Annotated in this window: 11 protein-coding genes, 1 tRNA gene and 1 pseudogene; 2 read left to right on the forward strand and 11 right to left on the reverse strand. The window is 72.7% G+C overall.

The window, feature by feature from the left end:
- The 3 genes from CW362_RS40975 to CW362_RS40985 all read right to left on the reverse strand — a co-directional run.
- The coding region (locus CW362_RS40975; protein WP_103554673.1) for an SDR family oxidoreductase at positions 1-800 on the reverse strand (800 nt) is incomplete at its 3' end.
- Entirely contained in the window at positions 797-1774 is a 978-nt protein-coding gene (locus tag CW362_RS40980; protein ID WP_103554674.1) for an alpha/beta fold hydrolase, read from the reverse strand. The genes CW362_RS40980 and CW362_RS40975, both read right to left, overlap by 4 nt.
- Positions 1771-3327 (reverse strand): flavin-containing monooxygenase, encoded by a 1557-nt coding sequence (locus CW362_RS40985; protein ID WP_103554675.1) that lies wholly within the window; start codon positions 3325-3327, stop codon positions 1771-1773. Before CW362_RS40985 ends, CW362_RS40980 begins: the two co-directional genes overlap by 4 nt.
- A 308-nt stretch (positions 3328-3635) precedes the next feature.
- Between CW362_RS40985 and CW362_RS40990 the strand changes: the two genes are divergently transcribed.
- Positions 3636-4301: a MerR family transcriptional regulator gene (locus CW362_RS40990; RefSeq protein ID WP_103554683.1), complete on the forward strand. Its 666-nt coding sequence runs from the start codon at positions 3636-3638 to the stop codon at positions 4299-4301.
- Here the strand turns inward: CW362_RS40990 and CW362_RS40995 are convergent.
- A complete protein-coding gene (locus CW362_RS40995; protein WP_103554676.1) occupies positions 4289-5092 on the reverse strand; it encodes an exodeoxyribonuclease III in 804 nt (267 codons plus the stop codon). The two genes, CW362_RS40990 and CW362_RS40995, sit on opposite strands and share 13 nt — an antisense overlap.
- A gap of 114 nt (positions 5093-5206) precedes the next feature.
- Here CW362_RS40995 and CW362_RS41000 point away from each other — a divergent pair, with 114 nt between their 5' ends.
- Positions 5207-5683: a GNAT family N-acetyltransferase gene (locus CW362_RS41000; RefSeq protein ID WP_103554677.1), complete on the forward strand. Its 477-nt coding sequence runs from the start codon at positions 5207-5209 to the stop codon at positions 5681-5683.
- A 318-nt stretch (positions 5684-6001) separates the two neighbouring features.
- Here the strand turns inward: CW362_RS41000 and CW362_RS41010 are convergent.
- The 7 genes and pseudogenes from CW362_RS41010 to CW362_RS41040 all read right to left on the reverse strand — a co-directional run.
- Positions 6002-6075, reverse strand: a tRNA-Ala gene (locus tag CW362_RS41010).
- Positions 6076-6172: 97 nt separating this feature from the next.
- On the reverse strand, positions 6173-7435 hold the full coding sequence (gene sepX / locus CW362_RS41015; RefSeq protein ID WP_103554679.1) for a divisome protein SepX/GlpR: 1263 nt from the start codon (positions 7433-7435) through the stop codon (positions 6173-6175).
- A gap of 173 nt (positions 7436-7608) precedes the next feature.
- Entirely contained in the window at positions 7609-8268 is a 660-nt protein-coding gene (locus tag CW362_RS41020) for a GNAT family N-acetyltransferase (RefSeq protein WP_225861047.1), read from the reverse strand.
- Positions 8269-8294: 26 nt separating this feature from the next.
- Entirely contained in the window at positions 8295-8834 is a 540-nt protein-coding gene (locus tag CW362_RS41025; RefSeq protein ID WP_103554680.1) for a MogA/MoaB family molybdenum cofactor biosynthesis protein, read from the reverse strand.
- Entirely contained in the window at positions 8831-9343 is a 513-nt protein-coding gene (gene moaC / locus CW362_RS41030; protein ID WP_103554681.1) for a cyclic pyranopterin monophosphate synthase MoaC, read from the reverse strand. Before moaC ends, CW362_RS41025 begins: the two co-directional genes overlap by 4 nt.
- A 198-nt stretch (positions 9344-9541) precedes the next feature.
- Positions 9542-10864: a molybdotransferase-like divisome protein Glp gene (glp, locus tag CW362_RS41035; RefSeq protein ID WP_103554682.1), complete on the reverse strand. Its 1323-nt coding sequence runs from the start codon at positions 10862-10864 to the stop codon at positions 9542-9544.
- Between the two features lie 5 nt (positions 10865-10869).
- Positions 10870-11032 (reverse strand): annotated as a pseudogene (locus CW362_RS41040) (UTP--glucose-1-phosphate uridylyltransferase); the annotation flags it as partial.

Genomic DNA, 11032 nt, shown 5'->3' on the forward strand with positions numbered 1-11032 from the left:
TCGAACCGCCGCATCTCGCGCTGCCCGACCACCCCGATGACGCCGGGCAGATATCCCCGGATCCCTTGCATCCCGCGCAGCCACCACTGCGCGTACACATGACTGGAGCGGCGCTCGATCCCGGCCACGATCCGGTCGACGGCCGGCCCCAGCGGATACGTCTTGTTGGACGGCCACGGCAGCCGCTGCCTCAACTCCCGCATCACGTCGTCCTGATCGGCCCCCCGCACCATGTCGGTGTCGGTCCAGGACAGATAACCGACGCCGACCCCCACGCCCTTGTGGCCGACCTCGGCGCGCAGACTGTGCGCGTACGCCTCCACACCGGACTTGGAGGCGCAGTAGGCCGACATCATGGGGGCGGGGGTGATCGCGGCCAGCGACGCGATCTGCAGCAGATAACCCCGGCTCTCCGTCAGCGCCGGCAGGAACGCCCGCGCGGTGACCGCCGATCCGATCAGGTTGACCTCGATCACCCGCCGCCAGGCGACGGGGTCGGAGTCCACGAAGGGCCCGCCGCTCGCGACACCGGCGTTCGCGACGACGATGTCCACCTTCCCGAACCGCTCCTTCACCTCCCGGGCGACCCGCGCCATCGCCTCGTGGTCGGTGACGTCGGCGTACCAGTGGTCGCTCTCGCCGCGCAGCCGTTCCGAGACCCGCTTCAACTCCTCGGCCTCCAGCCCGACCAGCGCGACCCTGGCCCCGCGCGCGGAGAGCTTGCGCGCGAGGAGTTCGCCGACACCGCGTGCGGCCCCCGTGACGACGGCGACCCGCCCTTCCAGGCTCACCCTGCTCATGCGCCCTCCTTGATCTCTGCGGTCTCCGGGATCTCCGCGCCTTCGGCCGCGGCCTTCACGGCCGCACCGGCGCCCCGGACGTAGGTGGTGACGAGCTCCCGGATCCGGGCGGTCACCAGCTCCGGCGCCTCCACCGGAGTCATGTGCCCGAGCCCCGGCAGTTCGGTGCTGCCGACACAGTTCGGCAGCGCCGCCACCAGGGCGCGCGCGTGCACGACCGGTGTCATCCGGTCCGCGGTGCCCGAGATCACCGCCGTCGGCACCCTCAACTCCCGCACCCCCGCGTCGAGATCGAGCGTGGAGAGCACGACCGACCAGGCGTGACGCACCGTGCGCGGACAGGCGTGCACGATCCGCGCGCACGCGTCCACCATCACGGGGGACGAACCGGGGCCCATGGTCGCGTACTTGAGGATCCGCCGGGTGACCGGTGTGACGGGCCCGAGCGGCGCGCGCGAGCTGAGCACGGCGGCGGTGACGCGCGTGCGCAGCCGTCCGGCGCGCCAGGGCAGCACCAGCGACTCCTCGACCAGCCGTGTGCTCCCGGTGCTGCACAGCAGCGCCGCCGCCGCGTGCTCCCGGAACCGCGGCCGCGCCGAGGCCGCCATCAGCGTCATGCCGCCCATGGAGTGACCCGCGAGCACGGCCTTCTCCCCCGGCCCGAGGGTGGCCGCGAGCACCGCCTCCAGGTCGTCGGCCAGCGTCTCGGTGCTGCACGCGTCGCCCGCGGGGCTGCGTCCGTGCCCGCGCTGGTCGTACGCGACGACCCGGTGGTCGACGGCGAGGTCCCGGATCTGGGCCGCCCAGAAGGCGGTCGAGCAGGTCCAGCCGTGCGCGAGGACGACGACGGGCGCGCCCTCGGGGCCGTGCACCTCGACGTGCAGCCGCGCACCGTCCGCGGAGTGCGCGATCAGTTCCCTCACCGGCACGGGAGGCGCGTACGCCCCGTGCGTCTCGTGCGTCGGTCGGCTCACGCCCCTGCCTCCACCTTCTTCTTGCGGGTGCTCTTCGTGCGCGGCTCCGGCGCGGCTTCCGTCGTCCGCCCCGGTGCGGGGTCCCCCGCGCGCAGCACGTCGTACTCCCCGAGGTCGACGCGGCGCGTGGCACCCCGGAACTCGGTCGTCGTGCCGGGCCACACGGTCGTGTTGACGCCGTTGGCGTCCAGGTACCAGCTGGTGCAGCCGCCGGTGTTCCACACCGTGCGCTTCATGCGTTCCTGGACCCTGTGGTTCCAGGCGTCCACGGCGCCGGGGCGGGCGTCGAGCGCCACGCGCCCGCCGAGGACGTCGAGCTGCCGCACGAAGTCCGCCATGTAGTTCAGCTGGGACTCGATCATCAGGATCATCGAGGAGTTCCCGAGCCCGGTGTTCGGTCCGATGACCGTCATCCAGTTGGGGAAGCCGGCCGCGGTGGCGCCGCGCAGCGACTTCATGCCGGTCTCCCAGGCCTGCGCGAGCGTCCTGCCGTCCGCGCCGACGACCCGCTCGGCGATCGGCATGTCGGTGACGTGGAAGCCGGTCCCGAAGACGATCGCGTCGACCTCGGCCCGGGTGCCGTCGGCCGCGATCACCGTGGAGCCCTCGATCCGGTCGAGCCCGGAGGCCACCACGTCCACGTTGGGCCGGGTGAGCGCCGGGTAGTAGGCGTTCGACAGCAGGATGCGCTTGCAGCCGATCCGGTAGTCGGGGGTCAGCTTCTTCCGCAGCTCCGGGTCCTTCACGGCGCGCGCGAGGTTCCGCTCGGCCAGCCGCTCGACCAGGCCGAGCTCGTTCGGCCGCTTGGTGAAGGCCTGCACCTGGAGTTCCCGGATGCCCCAGAGCAGTCCCCGCCGGGCCTGCGCCGTGAAGGGCAGCCGCCGGTGCAGCCACCGCTCGGCGCCGGTGATGGCGCGGTCGACCCGGGGCATCACCCACGGCGGGGTGCGCTGGAACAGGGTCAGCCGGGCGACGTCCGGCTGGATCTCCGGCACGATCTGGATGGCGGAGGCCCCGGTGCCGATCATGGCCACCCGCTTGCCGCGCAGGTCGTAGTCGTGGTCCCAGCGGGCCGAGTGGAACACCTTGCCGGTGAAGGTGTCGATCCCCGGGATCGAGGGGATCTTGGGGTCGGAGAGCGGCCCGGTCGCGGACACGACGACGTCCGCGGTCAGGAACCCGGCGCTCGTCTCGATGCGCCAGTGGAGCCGGTCCGTGTCCCAGGTCATCTTCTCGACCTCGGAGTCGAACCGCAGGTGCGGCCGCAGTCCGAAGACGTCCGCCACGTGCTCCAGGTAGGCGCGGATGTGCTCCTGCCCGGAGAAGGTGCGCGGCCATTCGGGGTTGGGCGCGAACGAGAACGAGTACAGGTGCGAGGGGACGTCGCAGGCGCACCCGGGATAGCTGTTGTCACGCCAGGTGCCGCCGACGGAGCCGGCCCGCTCCAGGACCACGAAGTCGGTGATCCCTTCGCGTCGCAGCCGTACGGCGGCACCCAGCCCGCCGAACCCGGACCCGATCACCGCCACCCGTACATGCTCGTGCTCGGTCATCCCGACGCCTCCCTGGTCCGCACGACCCTGCCAGTGAACACTGGCACAATCGGGAGGGTAGAGCAGCTTCGTACTCATGGGTAGAGGTCGCGGCCGGGAAAGTTACCGGGGGTACGACGTAGGGTGCGGACGTGGCCGAGGGATCAGGAAAGCGCGGCGCGCGGACGCGCGAAGGGGGCGCGGAGACGCGGAAGCACGGCGGGAACCGGCCGGAGGCGCCGCCACGCGAGGCTCCGGAGCCGGACCCCGGCCCGGCCGCCGGTGCCGCCCGCTCCACGGCGGATCCCGGCCGGCACCGCGAGTACCGCATGGAGGAACTGGCCGAGGAGGCCGGCATCACCGTGCGCACCCTGCGCTTCTACCGGGAGCGCAAACTCATACCGCCGCCCCGGCGCGAGGGCCGCATCGCCTGGTACGACGACACCCACCTGGCCCGTCTGCGCACCATCTCGGCGCTGCTGGAGCGCGGCCACACCCTGAACGGCATCGCGGAACTCGCCGAGGCCTTCGACCACGGCCGTGACGTCGGCGAACTGCTCGGCCTCGGCGAGCCCACCGAGGAGACCCCCGTCCGCCTCTCCCCCGAGGAACTGGCCGACGTCTTCGCGGGCCAGGCGACCGGGGAGAACCTCGCCGCGGCCCTCGACCTCGGCTACCTCGGCACGGACGGCGGCGAGATCGTCCACATCAGCCGCCGCCTGCTCGACGTCTCGGCCGCCCTGGTCCGCGAGGGCATCCCCCTCGCGGACGTCCTGACGGCGGCCCGCCGCGTGCGCGAGCACACCGAGGCCCTGGCCGAACTCTTCACCGCCCTCGTCCTCACCGAGGACCGCACCCCCGAAGACCTCCAGCGCCTGCGCCCCCTGGCCAAGAACGTGGTGGAGGCGGAACTGTCGATGGCGCTGGACCGGCGACTGCGGGAGCACCGGGACGCCCCGCCCCGGGAGCGCGGCGAGGCCGCTCAGAGTTCGTAGGCCACCGTGACCGGCGCGTGGTCGGACCAGCGCTCCCCGTGGGTCGCCGCACGCTCCACGAGACCCTTGACCGCCTTGCCCGCGAGCCCCGGCGTGCTGACCTGAAGGTCGATCCTCCAACCTGAATTGTTCTCGAAGGCCCGCCCCCGGTACGACCACCAGGTGTACGGCCCCTCGGTGTCCGGGTGCAGGGCGCGTACGACGTCGACGTACCCACCGTCCTCCGGGTCGAGGACGCGGCCGAGCCACTCCCGTTCCTCGGGCAGGAAGCCGGAGCTCTTCCGGTTGGCGCGCCAGTTCTTGAGGTCGGCCTCCTGGTGGGCGATGTTCCAGTCGCCGCACACGACGACCTCGCGCCCGTCGGCGGCGGCCCGCTCCCTCAGCCCCTTCAGATAGGTGAGGAACTCGTCCATGAACCGGACCTTCTCGTCCTGCCGCTCGGTCCCGACCTCACCCGAGGGCAGGTAGAGGCTCGCGACGGTGACACCGGGCAGGTCCGCCTCGACGTACCGTCCGGTGGAGTCGAACTCCTCGGAGCCGAAGCCGATCCGGACCCGGTCGGGCTCGCGGCGCGTGTAGAGGGACACGCCCGCACGGCCCTTGGCGGCGGCGGGGGCGTGCACGACGTGCCACCCCTCGGGCGCCCGCACCTCCTCGGGGAGCTGTCCGGGCTCCGCCCGTACCTCCTGGAGGCACAGCACGTCCGCGGAGGTCCCCGCGAGCCACTCCACGAAACCCTTCTTCGCGGCGGCACGGAGCCCGTTCACATTCACAGAGGTCACAGTCAGCACCCGGGCACGATACTTAATCCATACGGCCGTCCAGAACTCGATCTACGGTGGCACGGCCGGCCGCGGGTTTCTCCGCCCTCCATTCACCCATCGCATAGATGTACGGTATTACGCATGAATTTCCGCCCGGTCCCTTTCGACCATCCCGACGCCGTGAAGCTCAACGACCAGGTCCAGGCCGAATACGCCGAGCGCTACGGCGACGACGGCGACGCCACGCACATGGACGCGCGGATGTTCGTCCCGCCGGCCGGCCTCTACCTGATCGCGTACGACGAGAGGGACCGTCCGGTGGCCACGGGCGGCTGGCGCACCCAGGACGAGAACGACGAGGGGTACTCGGACGGGGACGCCGAGCTCAAGCGCATGTACGTGGTCCCCGAGGCCCGCGGCCTCGGTCTCGCCCGGCGCATGCTGGCCGCGCTGGAGGAGGACGCCCGCACGGCGGGCCGCGCCCGCATGGTCCTGGAGACCGGCTCCAAGCAGCCCGAGGCGGTCGCCCTGTACGCGTCGAGCGGCTACGAGCCGTGCGCGAAATTCGGCTACTACCGCTTCCACGAACTGAGCCTCTGCTACGCCAAGGCCCTCTAGCCATCGGGGCGGTGCCCGTCCGGCACCGCCCCGGCGGACCGGCCGCCGCGCCGGCCCCGTCCGTCGGCGGCCCGGGGCGGGGGCCAACCGGCCCTGTCCGTCTCCACGTTCCCGCAGGCACCGACGGCGGGGGCCGGATCGGCGTCGCCCTCCGGGAGGTTCACACCGATGCCCAACTCGGTCCCGCGCCCGTAGCGGTTGCGGCGCTCGCGCCCCTCGGGCCGTGTGACACCCGACACAGAAGTGGATCACCGCCCGCCGCGGCGGAACGCCAAAGAGCCCCGGCCGGATTTCTCCGGCCGAGGCTCTGAGCTGCGGTGGACCTGTGGGGATTTGAACCCCAGACCCCCTCGATGCGAACGAGGTGCGCTACCAGACTGCGCCACAGGCCCTTGCAACGAGTGAAACTCTAGCATCCCGATCGAGGTGCTCGGTAATCCGTTCCCGCCTGGTCAGCCGGACGGCCGCGGACCCCGGTCGGCACACCCGTCACTCGTTGGCCGCGCGCGGCCGTTCGCCGTCCTCGTACTGGTCGAACAGAGGCGTCCGGCCGCGCTCGCGGGCGCGCCGCGCGGACGCCGCCCGCCGCGCGTCGCTGCGGCTGTCGTCCGCCGCCTCGGCGCCGCCGGAGCCCTCGGAGAGGTCCTCGTCGGCCGGTTCCGCCCCGGGCGCGCTCGGCTCGGCCACGCTGGAGCGCGCGGAGCTCCACGCGTCCGGCGCGCCCAGGTCCACGCTGGACGTCGCCCTGGGCGCGACCGGCGCGGTCACGTAGGTCGGCAGGGGAACGGGCACCGGGTCCCAGCTGTCGCCCTGGGCGGGCCCGCACTGGCGCTCGCGCTGCTGGTCGACCCACTCGGCATGGTCGGTCTGCTCGACGAGGGCGCGGCGGTCGGCGGCGAGCGCCAGGAGGCCGGGATCGGTGTCGGGGGCCGGGGCCTCCTCCGGTTCGTCCGCCCCGGGGTCGGCGGACGCCCGCCGACGGGGCTGCCGCTCCCTCAGCCGCTGCGCCGCGGCCTCGGCCCGGCGGCGGTCCATGGTGTAGGTGAAGCGCCGCCGCTCCTGGGCGCGCAGGTACACGATGTACGAGCTCAGCATCACGGCCGGCACACCGGGCGCCCACAGGAACGCGAGTCCGCCCACGGCCGCCACGATCGCGCCGAGGGTGAAGGCGAGGAACAGCAGGACCGTCGTGCGCCGACGGCGTGCGAGGACCTTCGTGCGCTGGGCCCGTGCCGCGGCTTCCGCCGAGACCGCCCGGCGCGCGCCCGGCAGGGCCTGCTGGGACGCGGACTTGGCCGGAGGTCTCGGCGTGGACGCGCCCGGCTGGTGCGGTACGGACCGGGCGACACCCGGAGTCTCGTACGCACCGCTCTCCTTGCCGGTCGCGCGTGCGCCCGGCTCCTGCTCCGCCCGGTCCGGCTCCGGCGCCTGCGTCCGTTCCTGTACGTGCGGACGGTGCCGGTCCGCCGCCTGGGGCCGGGTCGGGGGCACGGCGAAGGCCCGGACGTCCACCGAATCGGTGACGGCGTCCGGGTCGGCGCTGGGCTCCTCCTCCTCGGCGGAGCGTGCGCGCAGGTCCTTGGCGTATCGACGCTCCATGCCCGCCCGTCCGGACAGCAGCCGGATGGCGGTGCTGAAGCGTTCCGTCGGACGGGCTTCGTTCAGCTCGTCCTGCCTACGGAGCCACATCGGCACCAAGTAGGCGGCCCAGGCCCCGACGATGACTGCGTAGATGAGGCCGCTGCTGCTCACGCCTCACACGGTAGAGGGGTTTGCGTGAGGCCATCTGCCAATTGAGCCGGTGTGTCGCACGATCCGGCTGATATTTCGAGCTTTTTTTGTGAGCGATGCGATCACCGGGCCGCCGAGAGCGTGAATTTAATGCCCGGACGCGATCGCTCGCCGATCATTTTCGAACACCTATTTCATTTTCCGGTGTTGCCGGGCTTGCCGGGGTTCCACGAGCCGGCCTGCTCCGGTCCGGCCTGATCCGGACGGCCCGGCGCCGGACGCGTCCGCCGCCAGCGGCCGAGCAGCCCCTCGGGCACTTCCTCCGCGGTGAGCGCGAAGACGAGGTGGTCCCGCCAGGCACCGTCGATGTGGAGATAGCGCGGGCGCAGCCCTTCCTCCCGGAATCCGAGTTTCTCCACGACCCTGCGGCTGGGTCCGTTCTCGGGGCGAATGCAGACTTCGATGCGGTGCAGCCCGACGGTGCGGAAGCAGTGGTCGCTCACCAGCGCCACGGCCGTCGGCATCACCCCGCGGCCCGCCACCGACTGGTCCACCCAGTAGCCGATGTGCCCGGAGCACATCGAGCCCCAGGTGATCCCGGCCACGGTGAGCTGGCCGACCAGCCGCCCCTGGTACTCGATCACGAAGGGCAGCATCCGGCCCGCGTTGGCCTCGGCGCGCAGGTGGCGGACCATCTGCCGGTACGTCGGGCGGTGCGCGATCGGGCCGCTCGGGGTGGGGGGCGGGATGGTCGCCTCCCAGGGCCGCAGCCAGTCGCGGTTGCGCCGGTTCACCTCGCGCCAGGCCCGCTGGTCGCGCAGCCTTATCGGCCGGAGGACGACATCGCCGTCCACCAGCTCGACCGGCCATGACGGGCTGTTCAGCTCGCACCCCCACTGCCGCCGGGTCTCTGGTGGTCGCCGCCGCGGATCTGGTCGACGGCGTGGATCAGGAGGGGTTCCAGGACGGCCAGTCCGTCCTTCACCCCGCCGGTGGAACCCGGCAGGTTGACGATCAGCGTCCCCCGGGCGACTCCGGCGAGCCCTCGCGAGAGCGCCGCGGTGGGCACCTTGTCCCTGCCGAACGCCCTGATGGCCTCGGGGATGCCCGGGATCTCGTGGTCGAGCACGCGCAGGGTCGCCTCGGGGGTGCGGTCGGTGGGCGAGATCCCCGTGCCGCCGGTGGTGACGATGACGTCGTAGCCCGCCTCGACCCCGGCGCGCAGCGCCTCCTCCACGGGGTCCCCGTCGGGGACGACCCACGGACCGTCGACCGCGAAGCCGGATCCCGCGAGGCCTGCGGCGACCAGGGGGCCGCCCTTGTCCTCGTAGACCCCGGCGGCGGCGCGGTTGGAGGCGGTGACGACCAAGGCGCTGTAGTCCGCCGTGAGGGCTTCGCCGGTGACGGTCTCGCCGCTCATGCCCGGCTCCAGTGGCCCGACTTCCCGCCGGTCTTCTCTTCCACCCGTACGTCCGTGATGACCGCCCCCTTGTCGACAGCCTTGACCATGTCGATCACGGTCAGGGCCGCCACGCTGACCGCGGTGAGGGCCTCCATCTCCACGCCCGTGCGGTCGGTCGTCTTCACGGCCGCGAGGATCTCGACGGCGTCGTCCGTGACCGACAGTTCAATCTTGACACCGGATACCGACAACGGGTGGCACAGCGGGATCAGGTCCGGCGTGCGCTTGGCTCCCATGATCCCGGCGATGCGCGCGGTGGCGAGGGCGTCGCCCTTGGGGACCCCTTCGCCGCGCAGCAGCTCCACGACACGCGGCGAGACCAGGACACGGCCGCTCGCGCGCGCGGTGCGGGCGGTCACGTCCTTCCCGGACACGTCGACCATACGGGCGGCGCCGGCCTCGTCGATGTGCGTCAGCCGGTCCTGCACAGGGTGTCCGGAGGTCTCCCCCCGGGACGGAACAGTCATGTGCGTGGGCACTCCCGGTCAGGGCCCGTCGCGGTGCGGCGCGCGAGCCTGGTGTGCCCGACACGTTACCGCCCGCCCGTCCGGGGCTACGCCTCGGTAAGGAGCCGCGCGCCCCTCGCGCGCCCCGGTCGCCCCGCGGGGCGTCCCGCGGGGTCTTTCGGCAGGTGTCCCGCGCGGGCGCCCTCCCCTCCCGGCCGCTCAGCCGAGGAGCACCACCTCGACCTCGGCGCCGGGCTCGACCGAGGTGTCGTGCTCGGGGACGACGATCAGCGCGTCGGCGTGCGCGAGGGCCGCGACCAGATGGGACCCGGCGCCGCCGACCGGCGTCACGGTGCCGTCGGCGTACGTCCCCCGCAGGAACTGCCGGCGGCCCTTCGGCGAGGTCAGCGCCTTGTCCGCGGAGAGCTTCGCCCTGGTCGTGGGCCGGTGGACGTCCGGCAGTCCCATCAGGGTGCGGATCGCGGGGCGCACGAAGAGTTCGAAGGAGACGTACGACGACACGGGGTTGCCCGGGAGCGCGAGCAGCGGTGTGTGGTCGGGGCCGATGGAGCCGAAGCCCTGGGGCTTGCCGGGCTGCATGGCGAGGGTGCGGAAGTCGATGCCGCCGCCCGCCTCGTCCTCGTCGCCGACCGACGACAGCGCCTCCTTGACGACGTCGTAGGCACCGACGCTCACCCCGCCGGTCGTGACCATCAGGTCCGCGCGGACGAGTTGGTCCTCGATGGTCGAGCGCAGCGTCTCGGCGTCGTCCGCGACGGCGCCGACGCGGTAGGCGATGGCTCCCGCGTCACGGGCGGCCGCGCACAGGGCGAAGCTGTTGGAGTCGTAGATCTGACCAGTGCTCAACTCCTCGTCGGGCTGGACGAGTTCGCTGCCGGTGGACAGGACGACCACGCGCGGGCGGGGGCGCACCCGCACGGTGCCGCGGCCGATCGCGGCGAGCAGGCCGATCTGCGGCGGGCCGAGGAGGGTGCCGGCTTCGAGGGCGCGGTCGCCCGCCTTCACGTCGCTGCCCATCGCGCGCACGTGCGCGCGTGCCTCGGCCGGTCGGTGGACGTGGACCTGTCCGCGGGAGCCCTCGGGGGACGCGCTGTGCGCGCGCATCCCGGAGACCGGCCCCTCGCCCAGCCCTCCGTCCGTCCACTCGACGGGGACGACGGCTTCGGCGCCGGGCGGCAGCGGGGCACCGGTCATGATGCGGGCGGCCTGGCCGGGGCCCACGTGGGGCTGGTCGGCCTGGCCGGCCGCGACGTCCCCGACGACCGTCAGGACCGCCGGGAACTCCTCGCTCGCGCCCGCCACGTCCGCGACCCGGACCGCGTACCCGTCCATGGAGCTGTTGTCGAACGGCGGCAGGGAGACCGGCACCGTGACGTCCTCGACCAGGACACAGCCCTGGGCGTCGAGGAGTTGCAGCTCGATGGGTTCGAGGGGGCGGACCGTCGTGAGGACGTCCTCCAGGTGCTCGTCCACCGACCAGAGGTGTTCCCGGTCGGCGGTGCGGGTCGCGGCGCTGCTCAAAATCCCTACATCTCCTCGGTTACGTAACTGCGGAGCCAGGTCCGGAAGTCCGGGCCCAGGTCTTCACGTTCGCATGCGAGTCTGACAATGGCACGCAGGTAGTCGCCGCGGTCGCCGGTGTCATAGCGGCGGCCCTGGAAGACGACGCCGTGCACGGGGCCGCCGACC

Source organism: Streptomyces populi, from assembly GCF_002911015.1.
Lineage (GTDB): Bacteria > Actinomycetota > Actinomycetes > Streptomycetales > Streptomycetaceae > Streptomyces > Streptomyces populi.